Source organism: Pseudomonas sp. NPDC089752 (assembly GCF_044748725.1).
Classification (GTDB): domain Bacteria; phylum Pseudomonadota; class Gammaproteobacteria; order Pseudomonadales; family Pseudomonadaceae; genus Aquipseudomonas.
The window spans coordinates 1-25,286 of record NZ_JBIVGP010000015.1 but is presented as its reverse complement, the minus strand read 5'-3'; the positions used below and the strand labels follow the sequence as shown (position 1 = coordinate 25,286).

Genomic DNA, 25,286 nt, shown 5'->3' with positions numbered 1-25,286 from the left:
ATGCTCGGATTACAGTAAAACGGGCGGCGATTATAGCGCCGCAGGCCATTCAATGCTGCCCGCGAACAGGTCGGTACATCTGTTAGGCTGATACACAGCCCATCAAGCCACCCTGGTCATTCGCCCCATGGATGAACTGCGCAAGATCGACCTCAACCTGCTGCTGGCCCTCCACGCCCTTCTAAGTGAAAAGCATGTGACCCGTGCAGCGTTGCGCCTGCACCGCAGTCAGCCAGCGGTGAGCCATGCCCTGGCGCAATTGCGTGCCTACTTCAACGACCCCCTGCTGATTCGCAAAAACGGCCAGATGGCCCTGAGCGCACGCGCCGAATCCCTGATCAAACCCCTGCAGGACGCCCTGGGCAGCCTCAACAGCCTGCTGGCCGCCCCCTCTTTCGAGCCTGCCCTGGCCCAGCGCCGTTTCCGCCTGTCGTTGTCCGATTACTCTTCACGGATCATCCTGCCGCCGTTGGTTCGCCACCTGCGCCAGGCAGCTCCCGGTGTCGATCTGGCCATCAGCCAGGCCAGCCGCGAGGCGATGATGGCGCAGTTGCTCGATGGTGAACTCGACCTGGCCTTGGGCATCTTCCCCGAGCTGCCTGCAGACATCACGGCCCAGACCTTGTTCGAGGACACCTTCGTCAGCATCGCCGACCGCCAGGTACTGCCGCCCAAAGGCGGACTGACGCTGGACGATTGGCTGCTGCGCCCGCATGTGCTCATGGCCATGCGCCCGGATGCCCATGACGAGATCGAACGCGCGCTGGCCGCGCAGGGCTTGCGGCGACGTATTGCACTGGCGCTGCCGCACTGGAGCGCCGCCGTGGAGGTGCTCGGCGGCACCGACCTGATCCTCACCGTGGCCAAGCGCGCAGTGGGCCCAATGGGGCAACACAAGGCACTGCGACAATTCGCACCGCCTTTGGCGATTCCTTCTCTGGCTTATCAACAGGCCTGGCACGCGAGAAAAGACAGCGACCCCGGTCATCGCTGGCTGCGCGAGACGGTCTGGGCCTGCTGCCAACCCGGGCAGTGATCAGCCTTCCGGCTGTTTGACGACAGTTGCCTGAGCAGCAGCCGGACTTGCTGCCCAGGTGCTCTGGACCAGAAATACGCCTGCCAGGATCAGGACAACGCCAGCAATCCTCGGCAGACTCACCGGCTTGCTGGGCACGCCCATCAGCCCGAAGTGATCGACGACTACCGACGTCAGAATCTGCCCCGCCACCACCAGCACCAGAAAACCCGCAGTGCCAAGTTTGGGCGTCAACGCCGCGGCAGCCGCCACGTACAAAGCGCCCAGCACCCCACCGACCCACAGCCACCAGGGGCCTTGCAGCGCCTTGCCCAAGTCAGGCATGGGTACCCGCAGAATCAGCAGTGCCGCGATGACCACCACAGAACTGATCGTCAACGATGTGAAGGCACCCCATAACCAGTGCCCGAGCGTGCGGCCGACCGCCGCGTTGCTGGCGGCTTGATACGGTAGAACGATCCCGGCCAGCAGAGCTAGAACCAGAGGAAGAAATGCGATAAGCAGAGCCTTGTTAGGCATGGGGGTACTCATTCATCGATGGAATGGAGCCATGATCTATACATTGATAGTGATTATGGAAATCGAAAACCTGCACTTAGATTATTCGCCACGTGGATAATTAGCGCTCGTCAGTGCCGGCCCTTTCGCGGGGCAAGCCCGCTCCCACAGGGGTTGCCCTATAGCCTTGAGAGCGGTGATGTAAATCTGTGGGAGCGGGCTTGCCCCGCGAAAGGGCCGTTATTGACTCACCGCGAGGTCTCGATCCGCAGCACTTCGGTGTAGATCGCATCAACCGTCTGGTCGACCTTCAAGTTCTTCATCCGCGCCTGCAGCTCAGGGTCCTCGACCTTGACCACCTGCAGCTTGCCTTCCGGCGGCAACAAGCTCACTTCATGGGTATTCAGGTCAATCTTCTTGATCTGCGAGGTAACCCTGACCTGGCGGAACGCCTCACCGCCCGGGTTGGGATTGTCCTTGGTGGCGCGGATGGTGCCGGACTCTTCGCTGGCCTTCGGCGCCCCACCCACATTGGTGTTGAGCACATAAGCCACCGCACGGGTTACATAGATGTCGACCTTGTCACCCACCTTGAGATTGGGCAGTGCCTTGGCCTGTTCCGTGAGCTGGAAGGTCACGTCCTTGTCGTGCGGTCCCTTGACCGTAACTTGGCGATTAGCCTGGTCGATGGCCGTGACCTGAGTGGTGACATGGCTTTCCAGCGCTTCGCTGGCAATCGGTATATCGGCAGCCTGCACCGCGTAACTGGCGGTGCCAACGAGCGTAGCAAGCGCAACGGCGCGAGCGAGTGTACCAAGAGCATTCATAGGCCTGCTTCCCTGTGATCAAGACCGGACTGACGCGTGAACGGTTCACGCGCCGCCCTTTCACCATAGCTGGAGTTACCGATTGCGCGTGACCCGCCACACGGTATTGGCCAGGTCGTCGGCAATGATCAACGCCCCCTTCGGATCCACCGTCACCCCGACCGGCCGCCCGCGAGTCTTGCCATCCTCGCCCCGGAAGCCCGTGGCAAAATCGATCGGCTCACCGGCAGGCTTGCCATTGCTGAACGGCACGAAGATCACCTTGTAACCCACCGGGTTCGGCCGGTTCCAGCTGCCGTGCTCGCCCACGAACACGCCGTCGGCGAACCGTTCGCCCATGGCGGGTAGCGAGAAATCCACACCCAGTGCGGCAACATGCGAGCCGAGGCTGTAATCCGGCTTGATCGCGGCAGCCACCTTGTCCGGGTTCTGCGGTTTCACTCGCTCATCGACGTTCTGCCCCCAGTAGCTGTACGGCCAGCCATAGAAGCCGCCTTCGCGCACCGAGGTGAGGTAGTCCGGCACCAGGTCCGGGCCCAGCTCATCGCGTTCGTTGACGACGGTCCACAGCTGCCCGCTGCCGGGCTGGATGGCCAGCGCGGTCGGGTTACGCAGGCCAGTGGCATAAGGCTTGTGCGCACCGCTGGCGGCATCGATCTGCCAGACCATTGCCCGGTCGACCTCCGCCTCCATGCCACGCTCGGTGATGTTGCTGTTAGAGCCGATACCCACATACAGGTAGCGGCCATCCGGGCTAATGGTCAGGGCCTTGGTCCAGTGGTGGTTGATCTCGCTTGGCAGGTCGGTGACCTTGGTCGGCGGGCCACCGGCCTTTGTCTGGCCGTCCTGATAATCGAAACGCACCAATGCATCCTGGTTGGCCACATACAGCTTGCCATCGGCAAAGGCCAGGCCGTAGGGCGCGTTGAGGTTTTCGGCGAACACCGTCTGCACCTCGTAGGTGCCATCGCCGTCGGCGTCACGCAGCAGGGTCAGGCGGTTGCCGCCCTTGACCTGGGTGTTGCCCTTGGCCTTGATCTGGCTGGCGATTACGTCCTTGGGCTTGAGTTTGGCGGCGCTGCCACCGCGGCCTTCGGCCACCAGAATGTCGCCGTTGGGCAATACCAGGCTCTGCCGCGGAATCTTCAGGTCGGTGGCGATGGCGGTAATGCTGTAGCCCTCCGGCACCGTAGGTTTCTGCTCGCCCCACTGCGCCGGCTGGGCAATCTTCATGCTCGGCAACAGGCCCCGTTCCGGGGCGGGGAGTTTCGGGTCTGGGCCGAGCGCCTGAGTGGCCTCACCGTCACCGCCACATGCGCTCAACAACAGCGCTACGCTCAACACTGGCAATGCCTGCAATGGCTTCATGCCTCACCTCCCGAACGCAGATTGCTCATCCCCAACCAGGCCGCCACGCAGGCCAGCACCGTCACCACCAACGACAGCACCAGGCCTGACGGCATCACTGCCCAGGCGTCCTTGGCATGCTCGAACGCGTTGACCAGGCCCAGCACCCAGGTCACCAGCAGCAACAGGAAGTACAACGTCGGCCTGCCGCCCTTGCGCTCGGCGCGGATCAGGTTGACCAGGGCGAACAACAGTGCCAGGCCGCAGAACAGCAGCCCGCCCGCGATCAGCCAGGCGGCGAAGTTGCTCCACTGGATCTGGTAGCTCTTGAAGTAGGCGATGTCGCTCAGCAAGGCGCCGAGAAACAGCGGAACCGTGCCGGCCAGCAGAATCGCGTGCAGCGGGCTGGGCGTGCATCGGTAGAGGGTTTGCTCAGTAGCGGTCACGGCGCCTCCTTATCAGTCAGTGACCTGGAACTGATGACCTGGCGTGGATGCCCGGTCCATCAGGCGTGCGCGGGGTGCGCAATGCAAGTGATCACGCTGTCGTCCGATAAGTTCACCGCTTGGCTTGATTGACCTATCCTGAAAGCATTAATCCACCGCTGCAGAGGCAATGGCATGAGCGCGAACTCAGTACGGCCCTATGCGTTCTGGGCTGCCCATGCCCTACTGGCCCTCAGCCTGGCGGTGAACGCGGGGTGTTCGAGCAAGAGCAGCAAGGCGCGCTACTACGCCGCGGCACCTGGCTCGAATTGCTTCGCCAAGGCCGTGCCCAGCTTGGGCGAAGGGGGCCTGGCTTGGGGCAACACGTTGAGCATTGCCCGGCAGAAATCCATGAACAATTGCATCCGCTATGCAGGGCGGTCTGGCGGGACGCCGAATACGTGCCAGGTGGTCATGGCCAAGTGCAAGAACTAGTCACTTTCCCGGTAAGCGTCGAGTGCGCACTCCAGTTGCGTCAGTTCGAGTTCGCCGCCCTTTTCCAACCGTGCGCAGCGGTTGGCACAGTCGATGAGCACCCTCGCCTCTTTTCCGCCTGGATATTTGCGCAATACCAGCTCGACAGTTGTCAGGGTATGCCAGGTGCTGATGTCCGATGACCAACGAGCATCCTTGAAACGCAGCAGGCAGGTGCCTGCACGAGTATCGACAATCCGTGGTGAATAGATCCAATGGGTATTTGCCGCTTCCCACGGCTTCACCAGAATCCGATAATGATCATCCGCTGAAGTGGACAGCATCTCTTCGTCTTCAACCGGCTGGCCATCGGCAGCCACGTAACGCTCGAATGCCTTGACCTGGGTAGCCATACGAGAGGCCGATTCATAAGACTGAACATGCTGGCGATACCTCGCGAACTCGGCGCTTTGCGCCCCATCGGCAAACAAGGATGCAACGGCGGCGCTCTGCACCAGCCAGTAGACCTCGTCCGACTGCTCGTGGGCCTTGCTGCCGCCCAGGGTGATTGCCTGGGTCAACAGCTCGGCGGCCAGCCGCCGACCCGCTTCACGCAGCATGTCATCGTCCAGCGGCGCGGACGATGACGCGATTTGGGCCATGAATGCGCAATAGCGGTGTTGCAATGGTGCGCCGATCAAGGCCAACGGTAGCGGCAGGTCGAGCGGTTCCAATACTCGGTTTCGTGGCAACCAGGCCAGGTTCTGCTCGACACGGGTCGGCGCAAAAGCAGGTTCGACGGGCACAGCTTTGCTTGGCTTGGCCTTGAGGCAGTCTCTCAGGCGCTTGATAAGCTTGATCACCAGTACGTCCTTGACGGTGGTTGGGCACACTATGCTAACTCGGATCAACGCTTCATGATCACCACTTCCAGGTATTCACTGGGCACCACCAGCGATGACGCCCCACCTTGGTTGTTCTCATTCAGCAATGCCGTAAGGTCACTTTCCAGCGCTGCTGCTGCCTCCGCCGGCAAGGCCGCGAACGCTTTGTGCACCGGTCCGTACCAGGTGCGAAATACCTCGATGAAGTGCGCCGCCGAGCGATAACGGAAGTTGAAGTGTTGGCGGCTGACATCCATGGCGCCGATGACACCCTCGAACATCGTCCGCAGTTGTTCTTCATCGCCCCAGCGCGACGGTGGCAACGCGCCGGCGGGTGGTGGCACATGCCGGCCCAGGGTCTTGAACATCTGCCCGACGAAGCCCTGCGGGGTCCAGTTGGCCAGGCCAACCCTGCCGCCGGACCGGCAGACACGCGCCATCTCTCGGGCGGCCTGCGCCTGGTCGGGGGCGAACATCACGCCAAAGGTCGAGACGACCGCATCGAAGCTGCCGTCGCGAAACGGCAAGGCTTCGGCATCGGCCACCTGAAAATCAACCTTGAGGTGTTCGGCGCGGGCGCGCTCTTCTCCGCGCTTGAGCAGTTCGGGCACGTAGTCGGTAGAGGTGACTCGGCAACCGCGCCGGGCCGCAGCCAGCGTAACATTGCCGTTGCCTGCCGCGACATCCAGGACCTGCTCGTCGCAGCGCAGGTCGCAGGCTTCGGCGAGCCGTTCGCCTACCAGCTGCAGGGTAGTGCCGATCACCGCGTAATCACCACTGGCCCATGCAGCCTGCTGACGGGTCTTCAAGGCATTGGTATCCAAAGGAGTGCTCATGGTCTGCGCCTTCTCGTTCTGCGCGCGGCCGAGGTCCTTCTGGCGGCTATCGCGCCGTGGGTTGGATAGGTTTGAGCGGGGTATAGCTAAGCGCCGCGCCGCGCACTGGGCAAGCGATACGGAATGGATGGCAATACGGATTAGTAATAGGGCGCATATCATCAAGCTATATAGCTTGGATAGGGCTGCTGCGCAGCCCATTCGCGGGACAAGTCGGATCGCCGCACCGCCGCTCCCACATGCGCCCCTTGCAAACCTGTCAGACCGCCTTGGCCCGCGCGGCATGCAACTTCTTGTAGCTCTCGATCAGGCGCAGATGACGGTCCAGCCCTTCGAGCTTCATGCTGGTCGGGGTCAGCCCGTGGAAGCGCACACTCCCGTCCACCGAGCCCAACACCGCATCCATGCGCGGGTTGCCGAACATGCGACGGAAGTTGGCTTCGTAGTCTTCCATCTCCAGGTCATCGTCCAGCAGTACTTCCAGCACCACGTTCAGCGCCTGGTAGAACAAGCCCCGGTCGACGGTGTTGTCGTTGAACTGCAGGAATGCTTCGACCAGCTCCTTGGCATCTTCGAACTTCTTCAGCGCCAGGCAGATCAGCAGCTTCAGTTCAAGGATGGTCAGCTGGCCCCACACCGTGTTGTCGTCGAACTCGACACCGATCAGCGTGGTGATGGTGGTGTAGTCATCCACCTCGCATTTTTCCAGGCGCCGGCGCAGCGCGCGCAGCGCGCGGTCGTCGAGGCTGTGCAGGTTGAGGATGTCGGCACGGAAGCCCAGGGCGCGGTTGGTGTTGTCCCAGATCAGGTCCTCGACCGGGTAGATCTCCGAGTAACCCGGCACCAGGATGCGGCAGGCGTTGGCGCCGAGGTTATCGTACACGGCCATGTACACCTCTTTGCCCAGGTCTTCGAGGATACCGAACAAGGTGGCGGCTTCCTGGACGTTGGAATCTTCGCCGTGACCAGAGAAGTCCCACTCGACGAACTCGAAGTCGGCCTTGGCACCGAAAAAGCGCCACGACACCACGCCGCTGGAATCGATGAAGTGCTCGACGAAGTTGTTCGGCTCGGTCAGCGCATGACTTTCGAAGGTAGGCTGTGGCAAGTCGTTGAGGCCCTCGAAGCTACGGCCCTGCAGCAGCTCGGTGAGGCTGCGCTCCAGCGCCACTTCGAAGCTTGGGTGGGCGCCGAACGAAGCGAACACCCCGCCCGTGCGCGGGTTCATCAAGGTCACGCACATCACCGGGAATTCGCCGCCCAGCGATGCGTCCTTGACCAGCACGGGGAAGCCCTGCTCTTCCAGCCCCTGGATACCGGCGACGATACCCGGGTACTTGGCCAGCACTGCCTGCGGCACGTCCGGCAAGCACAGCTCACCTTCGAGGATTTCGCGCTTGACGGCACGCTCGAAGATTTCCGAAAGGCACTGCACTTGCGCTTCGGCCAGGGTGTTGCCAGCGCTCATGCCGTTGCTGAGGAAGAGGTTTTCGATCAGGTTGGACGGGAAGTACACCACCTGCTCGTCCGACTGGCGCACGAACGGCAGCGAGCAGATGCCGCGCTCGGTGTTGCCGGAGTTGGTGTCGTACAGGTGCGAGCCACGCAGCTCGCCGTCCGGGTTGTAGATTTCCAGGCAGTGTTGGTCGAGGATTTCGGCCGGCAGTTCATCCTTCGGCCCTGGCTTGAACCACTGCTCGTTGGGGTAATGCACGAACGCCGCGTTGGCGATGTCCTCGCCCCAGAACTGGTCGTTGTAGAAGAAGTTGCAGTTCAGCCGCTCGATGAATTCACCCAGCGCCGAGGCCAGCGCGGCCTCCTTGGTCGAACCCTTGCCGTTGGTGAAGCACATCGGCGACTGCGCATCGCGCACGTGCAGCGACCACACGTTCGGCACGATATTGCGCCACGAGGCGATCTCGATCTTCATGCCCAGCCCGGCGAGCAGGCCGGACATGTTGGCGATGGTCTGCTCCAGCGGCAGGTCCTTCCCAGCGATGTAGGTGGTGGTGTCGGCCACCGGCATGAGCAGGCCCTGGGCATCGGCATCGAGGTTTTCCACCTCTTCGATGATGAACTCGGGGCCGGTCTGCACGACTTTCTTGACCGTGCAACGGTCGATGGAACGCAGGATGCCCTGGCGGTCCTTCTCGGAGATGTCTTCCGGCAGCTCGACCTGGATCTTGAAGATCTGGTTGTAGCGGTTTTCCGGGTCGACGATGTTGTTCTGCGACAGGCGAATGTTCTCGGTGGGGATATCGCGGGTCTGGCAGTACAGCTTGACGAAATAGGCGGCGCACAGGGCCGACGAGGCAAGGAAATAGTCGAACGGGCCCGGCGCCGAGCCATCGCCTTTGTAGCGGATCGGCTGGTCGGCGATCACCGTGAAGTCGTCGAATTTGGCTTCAAGACGGAGGTTGTCGAGAAAGTTGACCTTGATTTCCATGCGGGGGTACCAGAAAGCGTGCGGAACGAATGGCGGGCATTATCCGGCTTTTTTGCCGGGAAGTCTTGGGGGCAGCAGCCTGCCCCGCACAATTGCGCATTCCACCGGATTGCTTGCCTGATCCTCTGAACTTGCAGCCCCTGCCAGACCGGCGGTCACAGCGCTGTGCTAGCGTTTCTGGATTGGGGAACAACGTATTCCCCACCTGACCGCAAATGATGACAACCGATGATCAGCAGGTGAGCCATGGAACTTCGAATCAACCAGAAGACCTATCAGGTCGAGGCCGACGCCGACACCCCGCTGCTGTGGGTGATCCGCGACGACCTGGGCCTGACCGGCACCAAGTATGGCTGCGGCCTGGCCCAGTGCGGCGCCTGCTCGGTGCTGGTGGATGGCAATGTGGTGCGCGCCTGCGTGACACCTGTGGCGGGGGTGGTCGGGCGTGAAATCACCACCATCGAAGCCATCGAGGCGGATGACGTGGGCAAGCGCGTGGTGGCGGCGTGGGTCGAACACCAGGTCCCCCAGTGCGGCTATTGCCAGTCCGGCCAGGTGATGGCCGCCACCGCGCTGCTCAAGCACACCCCGCAACCCAGCGATGCGCAGATCGACGCGGCAATGGTCAACCTGTGCCGCTGCGGCACCTACAACGCCATCCACGCCGCCGTGCACGAGCTTGCCCAAGGGGAGAAGGCCTGATGAACACGCCTGTCGAAATCGCTGCAGCACTGCTCGACCTGCCAGCGGGCGAAACGGTCAACCTGTCGCGTCGGCGCTTTTTGGCGGGTACCGCCGTGGGCGCCCTGGTACTCGGTTTCGGCCTGCCGCTGGGCGCCGGTCGGGTGCAGGCCGCTGCGGCGGCCACTGCGGAACGCGGCACACAGGTTCCTGCTTTCCTGGAAATCCGCCCTGATGGCACGGTTCGTCTTCTTTGCCCATTCATGGAAGGCGGCCAAGGCACTTACACCGCCATGGCGCAGATCGTCGGGGAAGAACTGGACGTCGATCCGGCCATCTTCGTGGTCGACAGCGCCCCGCCTGGCGAAGCCTATGTGGTGATGGACAATGGCATGCGCATCACCGGCGGCAGCATGTCGGTGCGCACCAGCTACCCGACCATGCGCCGCCTCGGCGCCCTGGCCCGGGCCATGCTGCTACAGGCGGCCGCCGAGCAATGGGGTGTACCGGTGGGCGAGCTGTCCACCGAGCCTGGCAAGGTGCTGCATGCCGCCTCCGGCCGATCGCTGGCCTATGGCGAGCTGGCCGAACGGGCCATGGACCTGCCGGTGCCGGACCCGGCCAGCATCAAGCTGCGCGACCCCAGCCAGTTCCGCTGGATCGGCAAGCCGGTACGGCGTGTCGATGCTTACGACAAATCCACCGGCAAGGCGTTGTACACCATCGACATCAAGGTCGACGACATGCTCCATGCCGCGGTGCAGCACGCGCCACGCCTGGGCATGACCGTCGGCGGCCTGCGCAACGAAGCCCAGGTCAAGGCAATGAAGGGGGTGCACTCGGTGCATCAGTTGCCGGGCGCCGTCGCGGTGGTGGCCGAACGCTGGTGGCACGCCAAGCGCGCGGTCGAAGCCATCCAGGTGGACTGGCAAGAACCGGGTGCCGACAGCAAGGTGCGGCCGATGCCGGCCGACTTCTCCAGTGATGCCTGGCGCGACCACCTGGCCGCCCAGCAGGGTCCGGCGCGCGACGACGAGAACGAAGGCGACATCGCTGGCGCACTGGCCAACGCCAAGACCAAGGTCGAGGCCACCTATCACAACCAATACCTCAACCACGCGCAACTGGAGCCGCCGTCGGCCATCGCGCGGTTCAACCCGGACGGCTCGCTGGAGGTGTGGCTGCCCAACCAGGCGCCCGACATGTTCCGCGACGACATCGCCAAGCGTACCGGCCTGGACCCTGCGCGGATCACCCTGCATTCGCCATTGCTGGGCGGCTTCTTTGGTCGTCACTTCCTGTATGACTCGGCCAACCCTTACCCGCAGGCGATCTTGCTGGCCAAAGCGGTGGGCCGCCCGGTCAAGCTGATCTGGAGCCGCGAGGAAGAATTTCTGCGCGATGTGCTGCGGCCCGTGGCCGTCGTCAAGTTCCGCGCCGGGCTCGATGCCGATGGCCTGCCCGTGGCCATCGAAGCGGTCAGCGCCACCGAAGGCCCGACCGAAGCCCTGGCTGGCAAGCAAGGCGAGAAAATCGACCCGACCGCGCTTGAGGGGCTGTCGGGCAAGTCATACGCCATCGCCAACAAGCGTATCGCGCAGATCTACGTCAAAGGCCCTGCGATGCTCGGTTACTGGCGGTCAGTAGGCAACTCGCTGAACGACTTCTTCTATGAATCGTTCCTCGACGAACTGGCCGACAAAGGCGGCAAGGACCCCTTCGAGCTGCGCCTGCACCTGCTGCGCGACAACCCACGCCTGACCACCCTGCTGCAGGCGGTCGGCGAACTGTCCGGCGGTTGGAAGCGCGGGCCGTTCACTGCCGAAGACGGCAGCAAGCGGGCGCGCGGCGTGGCGATGGCTTCGCCGTTTGGTTCTGAAGCGGCGGTAATCGCCGAGGTGTCGCTTGAGGGTGGCCAAGTCAAGGTGCACGACATCTGGCAGGCGATCGATCCAGGCAGCATCGTCAACCCGGCGATCATCGAAGCGCAGGTCAATGGCGCCGTGGCCTTGGGCCTGTCGCAGACACTGATCGAGGAAGCGGTGTTCATCGATGGCAAACCGCGCGCGCGCAACTACGACCTGTACCCGATCCTGCCGGCCTCGCGCATGGCCCGGGTGCATGTGCGCATCGTCGAAAGCGGCGCGAAGATGGGCGGCATCGGCGAGCCACCGCTGCCGGCCGTGGCCCCGGCGGTTGCCAACGCGGTGGCGCAGCTCACGGGCCAGCGCGTGCGCAGCCTGCCATTGAGCCGCCATACCTTCAGCTGACCGGACAAGGACTGCCCCATGACCCAGAGTCGCTTCGCAAGAACCGCAACCTGGCTGGCGCTGCCGTGCCTGGTCGCGGCAGGCCTGTTGGCCTGGTATGTCACCCGCGAGCCTGCCTCGCCATTCGTCACTGACCAAAACAGCAATTTCGACCCGGCGCTGGTCAGCCGTGGCGAATATGTGGCCAGGCTCAGCGATTGCGTGGCCTGTCACAGCCTGCCCGACGGCAAGCCGTTTGCCGGCGGGCTGGAAATGGCCACGCCACTGGGCGCGATCCACGCCACCAACGTGACCCCGGACCCTGCGACCGGCATCGGCACATACAGCCTCGCCGACTTCGACCGCGCGGTGCGCCATGGCGTCGCGCCGGGTGGCCGGCGCCTGTACCCGGCCATGCCCTACCCTTCGTACGCCAAGCTCAGCGATGACGATGTGCGGGCGCTGTATGCCTTCTTCATGAAGGGTGTGCAGCCTGCGCAACAGGCGAACATCCCCAGCGACATTCCCTGGCCGTTGAACATGCGCTGGCCGATTGCCCTGTGGAACGGCCTGTTCTCGGCTGACACACCTTATGCGGCCAAGCCCGAGCAGGACGCGTTGTGGAACCGCGGCGCCTACATCGTCCAGGGCCCTGGCCACTGCGGCAGCTGCCATACCCCGCGCGGGCTGGCGTTCAATGAAAAAGCCCTGGATGAAGCGGGTAAACCGTTCCTGGCCGGTGCGCTGCTCGATGGCTGGTACGCACCCAGCCTGCGCAACGACCACAACACCGGCCTGGGCCGCTGGAGCGAGGCCGAAATCGTCCAGTTCCTCAAGACCGGGCGCAACCAGCATGCGGTGGTTTACGGCTCGATGACCGAGGCGTTCAACAACTCCACGCAGTTCATGGGCGATGACGACTTGGTGGCGATTGCCCGCTACCTGAAAACATTGCCGGGCGACCCGCAGCGCGACGGCGCACCCTGGCAGTATCAAGCCGTATCGGCCGGCGAACGCCTGAACACCCCCGGTGCCCACACCTACGTAACGCGCTGCGCCACCTGCCATGGCCTGGACGGCAAAGGCCAGGCCGAGTGGATGCCGCCACTGGCGGGGGCGACTTCGTCGCTGGCCAAGGAGAATGCCTCGGCGATCAACATCACCCTCAATGGCTCGCAACGGATCGTCGCCGCTGGCGTGCCGGATGCCTACCGCATGCCGGCCTTCCGTGAGCAGTTGTCGGACCAGGAGATTGCCGAGGTGCTGAGTTTCGTCCGCAGCACCTGGGGCAATCACGGCGGTGCGGTGGATGCGCAGGCCGTCGGCAAGCTGCGCGAGCATACCGACCCGGCCAGCAGCAGCCCGATCATTTTGCATATGCGTTAAGGAGCCCTGCCCATGGAAAGCATCGACCTGTTGGTCCTGCGCACCGCCCGCGACTGGCTTCAGGCAGGTCAGCGTGTGCTGCTGGCCACCGTGGCCCGCACCTGGGGATCGTCGCCCAGGCCGGTGGGTTCGATGATGGCGCTGCGTGGCGACGGCCGAGTGATTGGCTGCGTGTCCGGGGGCTGCATCGAGGATGATCTGGTCCACCGTTACACCACCGCCTACCAGGGCGACGGCATGCCAGAGGGCCTACCGCGAGTGGTCCGCTATGGCGTCAGCGCCGACGAAGCGCACCGCTTCGGCCTGCCCTGCGGCGGTACCCTGGAGTTGATCCTGGAGTTCAGCCCTTCATTGCCGAGCCTTGAGCAGCTGCTGCCACGCCTGGACGCCGGCAATCTGGTACGTCGCGAGCTGAATCTTGGCAGCGGTGACGTTCAATTGACCACCACCCACACGCCCGAGCAATTCAGCTTCGACGGCCAGCGCATGATCAATACCCTGGGCCCTGGTTACCGCATGCTGCTGATCGGTGCCGGGGTGCTGGCCGAATACCTGGCGACCATGGCGCTGTTCAACGGCTTCAAGGTGGCAGTGTGCGACCCGCGCCCCGAATACATGGACGGCTGGAATGTCCCAGGGGTAGAGAAGATCGTTGGCATGCCGGACGACGTGGTCAGAGCGTTCACCCCTGACCTTCGCAGTTGCATCGTCGGCCTCAGCCACGACCCCAAGCTGGACGACCTGGCCCTGCTCGAAGCCTTGCGCAGCCCGGCGTTCTATATCGGCGTGATAGGTTCGAGGCGTAACAACGAACTGCGCCGTGCGCGCCTGATCGAGCATTTCGGTGAAAGCGAAGCCACCCTCAAGCGCCTGCATGGCCCGATCGGCATTTATATCGGCAGCAAGACCCCGGCGGAGATTGCGGTGAGTGTGATGGCCGAGATTCTCGCCATCAAGAATGGTGTGGTGCTACCCGGCGAGGTCAATGTGACCCAGGCCAAGCGCACCGGAGAAACCCGCGCTAAATTGCCGGTTGCCTGATCTAAGCATCAGCATCATTAACAGCGCAGGGTCCTGTGGGAGCGGCTTCAGCCGCGAACACCGGCGAAGCCGGTGCCATCCACCGCGTCGTCTGCTTCGCGGCTAAAGCCGCTCCCACAGGGTGTGCCAGTTCAATGCTGCAGGCGCACTTGCTCCTGCTTCCAGCGCTCGAGGTTTTTTTCCAGCAGCTGCCCCGGCAACGGGCCAGAAACGATTTCCTTCATCTTCTGCGCCAGCTGTTCGCGCAGCGCCGGCTGGTTGCACGGCGACTCCTGGGACAGCGCCAGGTACAACCCCTCGCTGGAAACCGGCGGTTCAAGGACTTTCAGCTGCTTGTCCATCCCCAGCGTGCGCGTCAGCGCCAGACCGGGGTAATGCTCGAAGATCACGTAGTCATTACGCTTGTGCAGCAGCTTCTCGAAAGCCTGCCTGGCGCTAGGCACCGCTTCGAGCTTGAGGTTGGCCGCGGCATAGTCGTCGAACTGCTGGCCATGGCTATTGCTGACCAGCGTCCCGCCGATGTGCCCCTGCAGATCTGCCCAACTGCGATAGGCAAAGGCTGCGTCCTGGCGCACCCAGACAACGCTGGGCGTCCGCAGGAATGGCGGTTTGACGAAGTCCACTTCCTGCTGACGTGCCTGGGTCAGAAAATAGCCAGCCAGCAGGTCGATACGCCCATTGCGCACCTCCTCCTGGGCCCGCGACCATGGGCCGCCGTAAATTATCTGAATCTGTAGCCCAAGCGCCTCGCCCAGGTGCTTGAGCAAATCGGCATTGGCGCCAACCAATTGCTGGGGATTGCGCGGGTCGCGCCACAGGTAGGGGGGATACTCCGGATTGCCGGTAGCTGTCAGTTGCCGACAGCCTTCGTCTGCTGCCGAGAGTTGCGGCAGCAGAAACAGACCAAGTAAAAGCAGCAAGGACCGGCCAGAGCCGCGCGCAACCATCTCAACCCTCGATGCATGCGCCCTTCAGCGACCAGGCGTGGTCGCGAAAGGCTGCCACATCCAGTGGACGACTGCTGTAATGCTGTGCGCATGTCCTACACAGTCTGGACCAGAATCAGCCGGCCGCCAGTCCTTCCGGGATCATCTTGGCAAACGCTCCAAGGAGCGCTTGGCGGCCGCCTGGAACACGCCGCGCAGCGCTTTGATCTGCTCTTCGGAAAGCGCCTGGGCGCAGGTCAGCCCCTGCAGGAAGCCAATCCCCCAGTTCCTGGTCTGATCCAGTTGCTGGCGGTTATCGGCATCGGCGATATCGCCCAGGTAAAGGGCAGCATGGTGCTCGTAGCGGTCACCCAGCGCCAGCTTGCGCAATTCACCCAGAGCGACCTTGAATTCAGCGGCGGCAACATCGTCCAGGCCCAGGTGCTCATACTGCAGCAGGCTCAGACGGTCGGTGGCGGTCATCTTCGAATCTCCGTTTCTCAATAAAAGGAGCAGTTGCATGAAAATCACCAGCCATGCTTGGACGCATCCGGGTGCCAGGCGATGCCGGTGGTGGTGTTAAGGGGCTTGTATACCATAGGTAGGGCCTCTCGCCCTAGCGGTGTGCGCTGTCCGGTCAGCCCATTTCGATCATCGCGAAACCTAAATTTAAATTGAATTTAATTTAAAAATGAATCAGCCTGTGCTCACGTTTCCAGGAGTTCCAGCATGGCCAGTACCCCACGCGAACCACGCAAGGATGGCGAAGCCACCCGCATGCGTATTCTCGAGGCCGCCGGCGAGCTGTTCGCCGCCTCAGGATATGCCGAAACCAGCAACAAGGCGGTGGCCGCAAAGGCCGAAGTCGACCTGGCCTCGATCAACTATCACTTCGGTAGCCGTAACGGCCTGTACCTGGCGGTGCTCGACGAGGCGCGGCGCCGATTTCTGGACATCTCCGACCTGCAGCGGATCATCCTCGGCGAGCAGCCAGCAACAGAAAAGTTGCGTGCCCTGATCGAGCTGGTGGTGCACAAGGCTTCGCAACGGCGCAATAACTGGCACCTGCGCGTCCTGGCAGCCGAAATCCTCGCCCCCAGTCCGCACGGGCAGGCACATCTGCAAGCGGTGGCGCCATTACGGCTGGCGCTGCTGAAAGGCCTGTTCAGCGAGATCACCTCGATTGCCCCCGAGCACCCCGCCCTCATCCGCTGCATCCTGTGCGTCACCGCCCCCTGGGCCATGATGTTGATTGGCCCGCGTGGCGCCTCCGGTGCGCTGCATGAAATTCTTGGCATGCCTGCCGACGATGTCGCAGCTCATCTGTACAGCTTCGCGCTGGCAGGGCTGAGGGAAAGCAGCCGCTTGTATAGCCAGGGTATGCAGCCGTGAGCCTGGTCGAACGCAATCCCCGAACCTCACCGGCCGAACCGCAGACGCAAGCCTCCATTCCCTTGCTGCTGGGCGCCTTGATGCTGGTGATGTTCCTTGCCGCGCTGGACCAGACCATTGTCTCCACGGCATTGCCGACCATCGTCAGCGACCTCGGCGGGCTGCGCTGGCTGTCGTGGGTGGTCACCGCCTACCTGCTGGCATCGACCGTGGTGGTGCCGCTGTATGGCAAGTTCGGTGATCTGTTCGGCCGCAAACGGGTTCTGCAGATCGCCATCGCCTTGTTCCTGCTGGGCTCGGCGCTGTGCGGCCTGGCCCAGGACATGACCCAGCTGATTCTGTTCCGCACCCTGCAAGGCCTGGGCGGTGGCGGCCTGATGGTCGTGGCCATGGCGGCCATCGGCGACGTCATCCCACCTGCCGAGCGTGGGCGTTATCAAGGGCTGTTCGGCGGGGTGTTCGGCCTGGCTACCGTCGTTGGGCCGCTGATCGGCGGCTTTTTGGTCGAGCATCTGTCCTGGCACTGGATCTTCTTCATCAACCTGCCGTTGGGCCTGCTGGCGGTGGTGGTGATCGGCAGCGTGTTCCGCCCGCATGTTGCGCCGGTCAAACATGTGGTCGACTACATCGGCGCGTTCTTCCTCACCGTGATGCTCGGCTCGCTGGTGCTGATCACCAGCCTGGGCGGCGGCCTGCTGCCCTGGGCCTCGCTGGATGTGCTGTGCCTGGCGCTGTTTACCGTGATCGGCCTGGTCGGTTTCGTTTTCGAGCAACGCCGCGCCGCCGAACCGATCATGCCCCTGCACCTGTTCCGTCACCGCACCTTCGTGCTGGCCGGCCTGATTGGCCTTATCGTCGGCGTATCGCTGTTCGGCTCCGTGACCTTCCTGCCGCTGTACATGCAAGTGGTCAAGGATGCCTCGCCCACCAGTGCCGGCTTGCAGATGCTGCCATTGATGGGCGGCTTGCTGGTGGTGTCGGCCATTACCGGGCGGCTGATCAGCCATTGGGGCCGCTACCGGATCTTTCCGATCATCGGCACGCTGCTGCAGGTGATCGCCCTCGGCCTGCTGAGCCGGCTGGAACTTGATACGCCGATGTGGCAGATGAACCTGTACATGGGCTTGCTCGGCGCAGGATTGGGGATGGTGATGCAGGTGTTGATCCTGGCCGTGCAGAACAGCGTCGAACGGCGCCATATGGGCGTGGCGACTTCAGGGGCCACACTGTTCCGCTCTATCGGCGGCTCGGTGGGCGTGTCGGTATTTGGCGCGTTGTTCTCCCGCGCCTTGCTGGATGGGCTGCCTGGCGATTTCGCCGCGGGTGCAGGAGGGGCTGCAAGCCTGTCCCCAGCGGCAGTGCATGCCTTGTCGGCGCCGCTGCAGCAGGCTTATCTCGCGGCGTTTTCCGGGGCCATGCATGGGGTGTTTCTGGTGGCTGCGGTAGTAAGCGGGGTGGCATTCGGGTTGTCGTGGTTGTTGCGGGAGGTGCCGTTGCGTACGGCGCAGAGCTGATAATCTGCGCGAATCGGCTTGCCCAGCTTTAGCCGCGATGCCAGCGACGCTGGTGGATGGCACCGGTTTCAGCGGTGTTCGCGGCTGAAGCCGCTTCTACAGCGGCCCGCCCAGCAAGCGTAGCGAAAGAAAGTTGGATCCCTTCCCGCGAAGCACTATCCTTGTTTCGCCGCGCAGCACCCCCACGCCGCCCCGGCGTATCCTTATTTCAGGAGTTTCAACGACATGAACGTCTCTTTGCGCCCCCGCTGGCTGCTTGCCCTCGCCCTGCCCCTGGCACTCGCCGCCTGCGGTGACAACGAACCCAAGCAGCGCGCTGCCTTCAGCGAGTTCCTGCAAACCCGGATCGTCGACAAGCCGGGTGTGCACGTACCCAAGCTGACACCCGATGAATCGCAGGCCTTCGGCCCTTACAGCGACCATTACGCAGTGATCAGCAACTTCAACGGCGCCATGGATGACGCCGTGAAACCGCTGGGCACACTGCTGCAAAAAGGCGCGGTGCGCTCGCTGAGCGACATTACCTCACGCCGCGATGACATCAAGGCAGTCCAGACCGGCCTGAACGACATGGGCAGTCAGCTGCAGGAGCAGAAGGCCAAAGCGGACACCGCACACGCCCAGCTCAAACAGCCGGAAGACCTCAAGGTGGTCTACGACAAAGCCTACGACCGCACCGTAAGCGTGCCGGCCGATACCTTCCTGCAGGTGTTGCCGCAGATCAACAGCACCTTCGACAGCAGCCTGAAGGTGGCCGATTACGTTGACGCGCACAAGGCGCAGATCGAGGTCAATGGCGCGATCGTGAAAGTGTCGGACCCCAAGGTTCAAGCTGAGCTCAATGCCTTGCTGGCCGACCTGAACACCCAAGGCAAGACCTTGCAACAGGCCCAGACCCAGCTGAAAACCGTGATGCTTGGCCGCTAGACGCCATGCACCCGCTGCGGCCTTGACACTCTGCAAGGCCGCAGCGGCCAACTCGGGGCTTGTCCTCGAGCGCCATTCAAGCCAACAATATAGAGAATCATTCGCATAAAAAGATTGCCATGCCTTCTTCCCAATCCGCCTCCCTGCATCAGCTCTTCCAAGCGCACAATGGCTGGCTGAACAATTGGCTACGCGCCCGCCTGGGCAACTCCAGCGATGCGGCCGATCTGGCCCAGGACACCTTCCTGCGAGTGCTGAGCGCGCGCAATGTGGACACCATCCGCGAACCACGCAGCTATCTCACCGCCATCGCCCGGGCCTTGATGATCGACCGCTTTCGCCGCCGCGCACTCGAGCAGGCTTACCTCGATGCATTGGCGCTGCGCCCGGAAGCACTGGATATCTCCCCGGAAACCCGCCTGTTGATCATCGAAACGCTGACTGCCGTGGACGCCATGCTCGACGGCCTGGGCGAGCGTACCCGCAGCGTGTTCCTCGCCGTGCAACTGGAAGGCCTGAGCTACGTGGCCACCGCCGAGCGCTTGAACGTGTCGGTGACCACCGTGAAAAAACACATGGTTCGCGCCATGACCCAGTGCCTGCTGTTGATGGAGGACTGAAGACGTGCTCGATCGCAAGGTGCTGGAGGCTGCCGCGACCTGGTACGTGCACCTCAATGCTGCGCCCAGCCAGGCCAACCAGTTGCGCTGGGAGCGCTGGATGGCCCAGGATGCACGGCATGCCCAGGCCTGGGCGCGGGTGCAGAAGCTTCAGCAGCAACTGGGCGTGCTGCCCTGTGACGTTGCATTGCCGACGCTGGCCGGTGCCCGCGCACGTCGGCGGGCGGTGGTCAAGGTGCTGGGCCTGCTACTGGTGACGAGCGCTACGGGTTTGGGCTTGCATGCCAGCGAACCCTGGCCGGCGCGCCTGGCGCAGGTGCGCACGGGCAAGGGCGAGCGGCGCGTGGTGCAACTGGCCGATGGCGGGCGAATGACCCTCAACACCAATAGCGCAGTGGATGTCAGTTACACCGATCAGCTACGCGAGGTGCACCTGTACCATGGCGAGATCCTCATCGAAACCGCCCACGATCCCGGCGATCGCGCCTTCATCGTGCATACCGCCCAAGGCAGCATTCGTGCGTTGGGCACCCGCTTCGTCGTGCGTAGCGGCGCCGAGCATTGCCAGGTGCGGGTGCTGGAGCATGCGGTCGAGTTGCGCCCAGCGCTGACCCCCCAGCAGGTGCTTCGACTCGAAGCCGACCAACAGGCAGATTTCGATCGCCAGCGGCTTGGCCAACCACGGGCGCTGGCTCCAGGCAGCGACGCCTGGGTTCACGGCATGCTGAGCGTGCTGGACTGGCCGCTGCATGCACTGGTCAGCGAACTGCAACGTTATCGCCCTGGCATTCTGAGTTGCAGTGAGGCGGTGGCCAACTTGCGCGTGACCGGCGGCTTTCGGCTGGACGATACCGACATCATCCTGCAGAACCTGGCGAGTTCGCTGCCCATTCGCGTGCGCTACCTGACGCGTTATTGGGTGCGCATCGAAGCAGCATGAAAAAAAACATGATCAGGGGTTGCTGATTTGCATTCTCATTCGGCCAAACCATGAAGCGGCGATAACTGCCGCATGTTTGCCACGCTAATCAGGAAACCCTCGATGCCCCGTCTTCCCCTGGCCCTGGCCACCCAACTGGCTGTTGCCGGCCTGATCGCCCTGCCCTGCTGCGCACCCGCTTTTGCCGCCGAGCAGCAGCTTGGCCGCTACCAGATAGCACCCGGCCCGCTGGGCACTGTGTTGAGCCAGTTTGCGACGCAAGCGGGTGTCACCTTGTCGTTCGCCAGCGCCCAGACCACCGGGTTGACCAGCCAAGGCCTTCAAGGCGAGTACAGCATCGACGAAAGCCTTTCCCGATTGCTGGCAGGCAGCGGCCTGCAGGCTCGCCGAGAGAGCAATGGCAGTTATGTGCTGATGCCCGCCAGTGCGTCGGGAGACAGCGCGCTGGAACTGACCCCCTTGAGCATTTCCGGCAAGGCGCCCGGCGCCACCACTGAAGGTTCCGGGTCCTACACCACCGAGTCGTCCAGCAGCTCGACCCGCCTGAACCTGTCACTCAAAGAGACGCCGCAGTCGGTCACCGTGCTCACGCGCCAGCGCCTGCAGGATCAGAAGCTGGACAACCTCACCGATGCCCTGGACGCCACGACCGGAATCACCGTCGTGCGCGAAAGCGTCGGCGCCGACAGCACCACGTACCTGTCGCGCGGTTTTCCCATCAGCAACTTCGAAATCGACGGCGTGCCGACCTCGTCGCGCATGGACAACTACACCCAGAACACCGCCCTGTACGACCGCATCGAAGTGGTCCGCGGCGCCACCGGCCTGATCAGTGGCCTGGGCACTCCCTCGGCGACCATCAACCTGATCCGCAAGCGCCCCACCAGCACCCCGCAGGTACTGCTCTCGGCCGAGGCAGGCAGCTGGGACCGCTACGGGTTGCAGGTGGATGTTGCCGGGGCGCTGACGGACAGCGGCAACGTACGTGGGCGTTTCCTCGCCGAGCAGAAAGATCAGCATGCCTGGATCGACCGCTTCAGCCAGGAACTGTCGACGCTCTACGGCATCACCGAAGTGGACCTGAGCGACACCACCTTGCTGACCGTGGGCTTCAGCCACCAGGTGACCCACGCCAACGCCCCGATGCGTACGGGCTTCCCGCTGTTCACCACCGATGGCGGCAAAACCGACTTCAAGCGCTCGTTCAACCCTTCGCCTGACTGGAGCTACTACGACCGCAAACAGAGCACCCTGTTTGCCTCTGTGGAGCAACAGTTCGACAACGGCTGGAGTGGCAAGCTGGAGTACAGCCATGCGCGCAACGACTATGACTCGGTGATCGCCTACATGTCCGGCGATATTGACCCGGCCACCGGCGCCGGCGCGTTCATCATGCCTACCCGCTGGCAGGCGACACCCGAGCAGGACAACCTCGATGCCTACGTGACGGGCATGTTTCCCTTTCTCGGCCGTGAGCACGAGCTGATCGGTGGCGTGACCCTGTCCCGCATCGAAGAGCGCGGCACCCCTAACTACGGGGGTTGGCAGCGCCCCTCCTCCGGTTATCAAGGCAGCATCGCCGATGTCTACAACTGGGATGGCCATACGCCGAAACCGGTGTTCAATGAAATCGGCGCCAGCGACCTGACCGAAACCCAGTACGCCGCCTACCTGACGTCGCGCTGGCACCTCACCGACGCTGCCAGCCTGATCGTCGGCGCCCGCGTGGTCGACTGGCACCGCGAGAACAAGAGTTGGCTCAATGGCGGCGCCACCACCAAGGTAGAGCGCACCGAGACCGGCATCGTCATCCCCTACGCCGGCCTGGTCTACGACCTGGACGACACCTGGACGGCCTACGCCAGCTACACGCAAATCTTCAACCCGCAGAACAACAACATCCGCGACGTCAATGGCTCACCGCTCGATCCGCAGGAAGGCACCGGCTACGAGGTGGGGCTCAAGGCCGGCTTCGATGAGGGCCGCCTGAACGCCAGCCTGGCGTTGTTCCGGGTCGAGCAGGACAACTTGGCGGTCGCCGATGGTAACCTGCTGCAGCCCAATGGCTTCCAGGCCTACAAGGCAGAAAATGGCACCACCAGCGAGGGCGTCGAGCTGGAGGTCAATGGCCAACTCAGCGAAGACTGGCAGGTCACCGGCGGCTACTCGTACAGCGTCAGCTTCAACGACGACGACCGCCGTATCGTCACCGAAATCCCGCGCAACAGCGTCAAGCTGTTCACCACTTACCGGCTGCCGGGTGAGCTGGACAAGCTGACTGTGGGCGGCGGGGTGAACTGGCAGAGCGCGAGTGGCTATGACCTCAGTTATGCCACTACCCAAGGCAGCTATGCGCTGGTCAACCTGATGGCGCGCTACCAGATCACCCCGGCGCTGTCGGCGTCGGTCAACCTCAACAACCTGTTCGACAAGGAATACTTCACCACCACGGCTGCGGGGCTCTATGGCGCGCCACGCAACTTCATGACGACCTTGCGCTACGCCTACTGATGGCCGGCCGCCCTTGTTCAAACAAGGCGCGGCAACAGTATCGTGATACTCAATCCACCCGCCTCGCCCGTTTGCGCGGTGATCCGCCCCTGGTGCAAGCCAATGGCGCGCTGGGCGATGGCCAGGCCAAGGCCGAAACCATCGCCACCACTGTCGCCCCCGCGGTCGAATGGCTCGAAGATGCTCTGCAGGCGTGCCGGGTCGACGCCCGGCCCCTGGTCAACGATACCTACCTGCAGCCAATCTCCCGCGCCCACCAAGCTGGCCTCGATGCGCACCTCGGTACCGGCAGCGGTGTAGCGCACCGCATTGCGGATCACATTCTCGAACGCGCGGTACAGCAACTCTTCGTGGCCTCTGGTGACGAATGTGGCGGCCGCCTGCAGCGAAACCTTGCACCGCTTCATGCTTGCCTCGAAACGTGCGTCCTCAACGATATGCGCCAGCAGTTCGACCACATCGAGCTGCGCGCAATCGCCCTCGCCCTGCTGCGACTGCACGCGGGCCAAGGTCAACAGTTGCTCGATCAGATCATCCATGCGCCGCGATTCGCGCTCGATGCGCCCAAGCATTTCCTGGCGTTCGGGTTGCTGGCGCAGCAGGCCGATGGCGGCGTGCAACCGGGTCAGCGGCGAACGCAGCTCATGGGAAATATCATGCAGCAGCTGCTGCTGGGCCTCGACCAGCGCCTTGAGCTGACCGGCCATGCGGTCGCAGTCTTCGGCAAGGTCGACGATCTCGTCGCGGCGCTTGCCCAGGCGCGGTTTTACCCGCACGTCGAAACGGCCCTGGGCGACCTGGCCCATGGCGGCGCGCAGCCAGGCCAACGGCCGGGTCAGGTACAGGCTGCAGAGCATGGCGAACAGTGCGCTCATCAGCGTGCCGGTGACCAGCGGGCCCATGCCCCGCGGGCGTGGTGCCTCACCCAGGTCAGCGGCCACCGACGCCCGCAGCACCAGGGCCTGGCCACGCTGATCGAGCAGCGCCTGCTCGAAACGCGGCGCTGGCACGGCCCTGCCGGCCAGCAAGTGGCCGGTGCCGTCATAGAGCCCGACCTGCACATCCGCGGGCTGTGGCGATACCTGCAAAAACTGGCGGCCGGCCTGTTCGCCGTAGCGGTGCAGCAGATTCAACTCGGTGGTCAGCAGCGAGCGCAGGCCTGGGGTATCGCCACGCAGTTCGTCGAGCATGAAAGCCCCGGCACCGACCAGAAAGGTCAGGCAGTTGGCCAGCCAGAACGCCAGGAACAGCTTCCAGAACAGACGCCGGCGCATCATTCGACGATCAGCATGTAGCCCATGCCCCGCACGCTCTGAATCCAGCTGCTGCCATCGGCGCGCGGGCCGAGTTTCTGGCGAATGCTGCTGACGTGTACATCGATACGCCGGTCGTAGCGAGTCAGCGGGCGACCCAGGGCGTTGAGCGACAGGTCCTGCTTGCTGACCAGCTGCCCGGCTTGGCGTGCCAGCGCTTCGAGCAGGCTGAACTCGGTGCCGGTCAGCTCCAGCGGCGCAGCGCCCCACTGAGCCTTGCGGCGCTGCGGCCAGAGGGTCAACGCACCTCTGCCGATGGACTCGGCAGTCAGGCTTTCGGCCACCGCTTGCGGCTGGACCCGGCGCAGGATCGCGCGCAGGCGTGCTACCAGTTCACCCGGTGAACTGGGCTTGGGCACGTAGTCATCGGCCCCCAGTTCAAGCCCGGCGATGCGGTCGATGTTGTCACCCCGTGCGGTGAGCAACAGCACCGGCACCTGGCTGCGTGCCCGGATGCGCCGCAGCACTTCGATACCGGTGATGCCCGGCAACATCACATCGAGCACGACGATGTGATAGAGGCCGCTCAAGGCCTGGGTCTCACCTTCTTCGCCGGTGGCCACTGCAGTGGCCTGGAAGCCTTCGCGGGCCAGGTAAAGGGCGAGCATTTCGGTGAGTTCGCGGTCGTCATCGACCAGCAGTACGGGAATCATGGTGTCAGTAACCGGGTTCTGCAAAGGCGCCATGATCCCCCCGTCGCGCCGGGTCGTGGGCGAACTTTACACATCTTTACCCTGGGTTAACCGCGCCAAACATGGCCCGCCCTTATCCTCATCGCCCGCTGCCTGGCAGCCGCCGTGCTGCTCCTCAATGCCCGTCTGGAACCCCCGATGAACTACCCGCGACTGTTGCTCTCCCTTCTGCTGCTGCAAGCCTCCCTGGCCCAGGCGGCGCCGTTCAGGATCGCCGACATCCGCATCAACGGCCTGCAGCGGGTATCCGCCGGCAGCGTGTTCGGCGCCTTGCCCCTGAACGTGGGCGATCAGGCCGATGACCGGCGCCTGGTGGATTCG

The 25,286-nt window shown here is 63.5% G+C and carries 23 protein-coding genes and 1 pseudogene; 13 read left to right on the top strand and 11 right to left on the bottom strand.

What is annotated here, in order from left to right; genetic code table 11:
* The first annotated feature begins 127 nt into the window (after positions 1-127).
* Positions 128-1,036, top strand: coding sequence for a LysR family transcriptional regulator (locus ACIPZF_RS21905; protein ID WP_400803134.1), 909 nt, complete (start codon positions 128-130; stop codon positions 1,034-1,036).
* Here ACIPZF_RS21905 and ACIPZF_RS21900 read toward each other — a convergent pair whose 3' ends face one another.
* The 4 genes from ACIPZF_RS21900 to ACIPZF_RS21885 form a co-directional block, all read right to left on the bottom strand.
* The gene (locus ACIPZF_RS21900; RefSeq protein WP_400803133.1) at positions 1,037-1,555 is read right to left on the bottom strand and encodes a DMT family transporter; all 519 of its coding nucleotides are present in this window, start codon (positions 1,553-1,555) and stop codon (positions 1,037-1,039) included.
* Between the two features lie 227 nt (positions 1,556-1,782).
* Positions 1,783-2,361 carry a hypothetical protein gene (locus ACIPZF_RS21895; RefSeq protein WP_400803130.1) on the bottom strand — a complete coding sequence of 193 codons (579 nt, stop codon included), beginning with the start codon at positions 2,359-2,361 and terminating at the stop codon, positions 1,783-1,785.
* Positions 2,362-2,436: 75 nt separating this feature from the next.
* Positions 2,437-3,729: a PQQ-dependent sugar dehydrogenase gene (locus tag ACIPZF_RS21890; protein WP_400803127.1), complete on the bottom strand. Its 1,293-nt coding sequence runs from the start codon at positions 3,727-3,729 to the stop codon at positions 2,437-2,439.
* Positions 3,726-4,154: a DUF2231 domain-containing protein gene (locus ACIPZF_RS21885; RefSeq protein WP_400803124.1), complete on the bottom strand. Its 429-nt coding sequence runs from the start codon at positions 4,152-4,154 to the stop codon at positions 3,726-3,728. The genes ACIPZF_RS21890 and ACIPZF_RS21885 overlap by 4 nt, the downstream gene beginning before the upstream one ends.
* Positions 4,155-4,328: 174 nt before the next feature.
* Between ACIPZF_RS21885 and ACIPZF_RS21880 the strand changes: the two genes are divergently transcribed.
* Positions 4,329-4,628 carry a hypothetical protein gene (locus ACIPZF_RS21880; RefSeq protein WP_400803122.1) on the top strand — a complete coding sequence of 100 codons (300 nt, stop codon included), beginning with the start codon at positions 4,329-4,331 and terminating at the stop codon, positions 4,626-4,628.
* Here ACIPZF_RS21880 and ACIPZF_RS21875 read toward each other — a convergent pair.
* From ACIPZF_RS21875 to ACIPZF_RS21865, 3 genes are all read right to left on the bottom strand, one after another.
* Positions 4,625-5,470, bottom strand: coding sequence for a hypothetical protein (locus tag ACIPZF_RS21875; RefSeq protein ID WP_400803120.1), 846 nt, complete (start codon positions 5,468-5,470; stop codon positions 4,625-4,627). The two genes, ACIPZF_RS21880 and ACIPZF_RS21875, sit on opposite strands and share 4 nt — an antisense overlap.
* A gap of 44 nt (positions 5,471-5,514) precedes the next feature.
* Positions 5,515-6,327, bottom strand: a complete 813-nt coding sequence (locus tag ACIPZF_RS21870) for a class I SAM-dependent methyltransferase (RefSeq protein ID WP_400803117.1) — start codon at positions 6,325-6,327, stop codon at positions 5,515-5,517.
* Between the two features lie 259 nt (positions 6,328-6,586).
* A complete protein-coding gene (locus ACIPZF_RS21865) occupies positions 6,587-8,773 on the bottom strand; it encodes an OsmC domain/YcaO domain-containing protein (RefSeq protein WP_400803115.1) in 2,187 nt (728 codons plus the stop codon).
* 246 nt (positions 8,774-9,019) lie between these two features.
* Between ACIPZF_RS21865 and ACIPZF_RS21860 the strand changes: the two genes are divergently transcribed.
* The 4 genes from ACIPZF_RS21860 to ACIPZF_RS21845 are packed head-to-tail and all read left to right on the top strand — an operon-like array spanning position 9,020 to position 14,130.
* Complete coding sequence (locus tag ACIPZF_RS21860) at positions 9,020-9,475, top strand: (2Fe-2S)-binding protein (protein WP_400803113.1); 456 nt, start codon at positions 9,020-9,022, stop codon at positions 9,473-9,475.
* Positions 9,475-11,724 carry a molybdopterin cofactor-binding domain-containing protein gene (locus ACIPZF_RS21855; RefSeq protein WP_400803110.1) on the top strand — a complete coding sequence of 750 codons (2,250 nt, stop codon included), beginning with the start codon at positions 9,475-9,477 and terminating at the stop codon, positions 11,722-11,724. The genes ACIPZF_RS21860 and ACIPZF_RS21855 overlap by 1 nt, the downstream gene beginning before the upstream one ends.
* 18 nt (positions 11,725-11,742) lie before the next feature.
* Positions 11,743-13,089: a c-type cytochrome gene (locus ACIPZF_RS21850; protein ID WP_400803108.1), complete on the top strand. Its 1,347-nt coding sequence runs from the start codon at positions 11,743-11,745 to the stop codon at positions 13,087-13,089.
* A 12-nt stretch (positions 13,090-13,101) separates the two neighbouring features.
* Entirely contained in the window at positions 13,102-14,130 is a 1,029-nt protein-coding gene (locus ACIPZF_RS21845; protein ID WP_400803105.1) for an XdhC family protein, read from the top strand.
* Positions 14,131-14,261: 131 nt separating this feature from the next.
* Here the strand turns inward: ACIPZF_RS21845 and ACIPZF_RS21840 are convergent, their stop codons facing one another.
* Both ACIPZF_RS21840 and ACIPZF_RS21835 read right to left on the bottom strand, forming a co-directional pair.
* Positions 14,262-15,077, bottom strand: a complete 816-nt coding sequence (locus tag ACIPZF_RS21840; RefSeq protein ID WP_400803103.1) for a substrate-binding periplasmic protein — start codon at positions 15,075-15,077, stop codon at positions 14,262-14,264.
* A gap of 141 nt (positions 15,078-15,218) precedes the next feature.
* Positions 15,219-15,539 (bottom strand): hypothetical protein, encoded by a 321-nt coding sequence (locus ACIPZF_RS21835; RefSeq protein WP_400803100.1) that lies wholly within the window; start codon positions 15,537-15,539, stop codon positions 15,219-15,221.
* A gap of 246 nt (positions 15,540-15,785) precedes the next feature.
* On the opposite strand from ACIPZF_RS21835, the gene ACIPZF_RS21830 reads away from it, so the two are divergent.
* The 6 genes from ACIPZF_RS21830 (at position 15,786) to ACIPZF_RS21805 (ending at position 22,960) form a co-directional block, all read left to right on the top strand.
* On the top strand, positions 15,786-16,448 hold the full coding sequence (locus tag ACIPZF_RS21830; RefSeq protein WP_400803097.1) for a TetR/AcrR family transcriptional regulator: 663 nt from the start codon (positions 15,786-15,788) through the stop codon (positions 16,446-16,448).
* Positions 16,445-17,962, top strand: coding sequence for an MDR family MFS transporter (locus tag ACIPZF_RS21825; RefSeq protein WP_400803094.1), 1,518 nt, complete (start codon positions 16,445-16,447; stop codon positions 17,960-17,962). Before ACIPZF_RS21830 ends, ACIPZF_RS21825 begins: the two co-directional genes overlap by 4 nt.
* A gap of 225 nt (positions 17,963-18,187) precedes the next feature.
* The gene (locus tag ACIPZF_RS21820) at positions 18,188-18,889 is read left to right on the top strand and encodes a DUF3053 domain-containing protein (RefSeq protein ID WP_400803091.1); all 702 of its coding nucleotides are present in this window, start codon (positions 18,188-18,190) and stop codon (positions 18,887-18,889) included.
* 119 nt (positions 18,890-19,008) lie between these two features.
* Positions 19,009-19,509: a sigma-70 family RNA polymerase sigma factor gene (locus tag ACIPZF_RS21815; protein WP_400803089.1), complete on the top strand. Its 501-nt coding sequence runs from the start codon at positions 19,009-19,011 to the stop codon at positions 19,507-19,509.
* Between the two features lie 4 nt (positions 19,510-19,513).
* The gene (locus ACIPZF_RS21810; protein ID WP_400803086.1) at positions 19,514-20,449 is read left to right on the top strand and encodes a FecR domain-containing protein; all 936 of its coding nucleotides are present in this window, start codon (positions 19,514-19,516) and stop codon (positions 20,447-20,449) included.
* A gap of 102 nt (positions 20,450-20,551) precedes the next feature.
* A complete protein-coding gene (locus tag ACIPZF_RS21805) occupies positions 20,552-22,960 on the top strand; it encodes a TonB-dependent siderophore receptor (protein WP_400803083.1) in 2,409 nt (802 codons plus the stop codon).
* 17 nt (positions 22,961-22,977) lie between these two features.
* Here ACIPZF_RS21805 and ACIPZF_RS21800 read toward each other — a convergent pair whose 3' ends face one another.
* Positions 22,978-24,237, bottom strand: coding sequence for an ATP-binding protein (locus ACIPZF_RS21800; RefSeq protein ID WP_400803080.1), 1,260 nt, complete (start codon positions 24,235-24,237; stop codon positions 22,978-22,980).
* Positions 24,234-24,926, bottom strand: a complete 693-nt coding sequence (locus ACIPZF_RS21795) for a response regulator (RefSeq protein ID WP_400803303.1) — start codon at positions 24,924-24,926, stop codon at positions 24,234-24,236. The genes ACIPZF_RS21800 and ACIPZF_RS21795 overlap by 4 nt, the downstream gene beginning before the upstream one ends.
* Before the next feature lie 177 nt (positions 24,927-25,103).
* Between ACIPZF_RS21795 and ACIPZF_RS21790 the strand changes: the two are divergent.
* Positions 25,104-25,286, top strand: a pseudogene (locus ACIPZF_RS21790) (outer membrane assembly protein); the annotation flags it as partial.

What these genes read in the sequence shown, in the direction of transcription:
- ACIPZF_RS21850 (WP_400803108.1), top strand. Translation starts at nt 11,743, where the DNA reads ATGACCCAGAGTCGCTTCGCAAGAACCGCAACCTGGCTGGCGCTGCCG.
- ACIPZF_RS21820 (WP_400803091.1), top strand. Translation starts at nt 18,188, where the DNA reads ATGAACGTCTCTTTGCGCCCCCGCTGGCTGCTTGCCCTCGCCCTGCCC.
- ACIPZF_RS21865 (WP_400803115.1), bottom strand. Translation starts at nt 8,773, where the DNA reads ATGGAAATCAAGGTCAACTTTCTCGACAACCTCCGTCTTGAAGCCAAA.
- ACIPZF_RS21870 (WP_400803117.1), bottom strand. Translation starts at nt 6,327, where the DNA reads ATGAGCACTCCTTTGGATACCAATGCCTTGAAGACCCGTCAGCAGGCT.
- ACIPZF_RS21840 (WP_400803103.1), bottom strand. Translation starts at nt 15,077, where the DNA reads ATGGTTGCGCGCGGCTCTGGCCGGTCCTTGCTGCTTTTACTTGGTCTG.
- ACIPZF_RS21880 (WP_400803122.1), top strand. Translation starts at nt 4,329, where the DNA reads ATGAGCGCGAACTCAGTACGGCCCTATGCGTTCTGGGCTGCCCATGCC.
- ACIPZF_RS21805 (WP_400803083.1), top strand. Translation starts at nt 20,552, where the DNA reads ATGCCCCGTCTTCCCCTGGCCCTGGCCACCCAACTGGCTGTTGCCGGC.
- ACIPZF_RS21855 (WP_400803110.1), top strand. Translation starts at nt 9,475, where the DNA reads ATGAACACGCCTGTCGAAATCGCTGCAGCACTGCTCGACCTGCCAGCG.
- ACIPZF_RS21800 (WP_400803080.1), bottom strand. Translation starts at nt 24,237, where the DNA reads ATGATGCGCCGGCGTCTGTTCTGGAAGCTGTTCCTGGCGTTCTGGCTG.
- ACIPZF_RS21815 (WP_400803089.1), top strand. Translation starts at nt 19,009, where the DNA reads ATGCCTTCTTCCCAATCCGCCTCCCTGCATCAGCTCTTCCAAGCGCAC.
- ACIPZF_RS21835 (WP_400803100.1), bottom strand. Translation starts at nt 15,539, where the DNA reads ATGACCGCCACCGACCGTCTGAGCCTGCTGCAGTATGAGCACCTGGGC.
- ACIPZF_RS21905 (WP_400803134.1), top strand. Translation starts at nt 128, where the DNA reads ATGGATGAACTGCGCAAGATCGACCTCAACCTGCTGCTGGCCCTCCAC.
- ACIPZF_RS21860 (WP_400803113.1), top strand. Translation starts at nt 9,020, where the DNA reads ATGGAACTTCGAATCAACCAGAAGACCTATCAGGTCGAGGCCGACGCC.
- ACIPZF_RS21890 (WP_400803127.1), bottom strand. Translation starts at nt 3,729, where the DNA reads ATGAAGCCATTGCAGGCATTGCCAGTGTTGAGCGTAGCGCTGTTGTTG.
- ACIPZF_RS21900 (WP_400803133.1), bottom strand. Translation starts at nt 1,555, where the DNA reads ATGCCTAACAAGGCTCTGCTTATCGCATTTCTTCCTCTGGTTCTAGCT.
- ACIPZF_RS21830 (WP_400803097.1), top strand. Translation starts at nt 15,786, where the DNA reads ATGGCCAGTACCCCACGCGAACCACGCAAGGATGGCGAAGCCACCCGC.
- ACIPZF_RS21895 (WP_400803130.1), bottom strand. Translation starts at nt 2,361, where the DNA reads ATGAATGCTCTTGGTACACTCGCTCGCGCCGTTGCGCTTGCTACGCTC.
- ACIPZF_RS21845 (WP_400803105.1), top strand. Translation starts at nt 13,102, where the DNA reads ATGGAAAGCATCGACCTGTTGGTCCTGCGCACCGCCCGCGACTGGCTT.
- ACIPZF_RS21795 (WP_400803303.1), bottom strand. Translation starts at nt 24,926, where the DNA reads ATGATTCCCGTACTGCTGGTCGATGACGACCGCGAACTCACCGAAATG.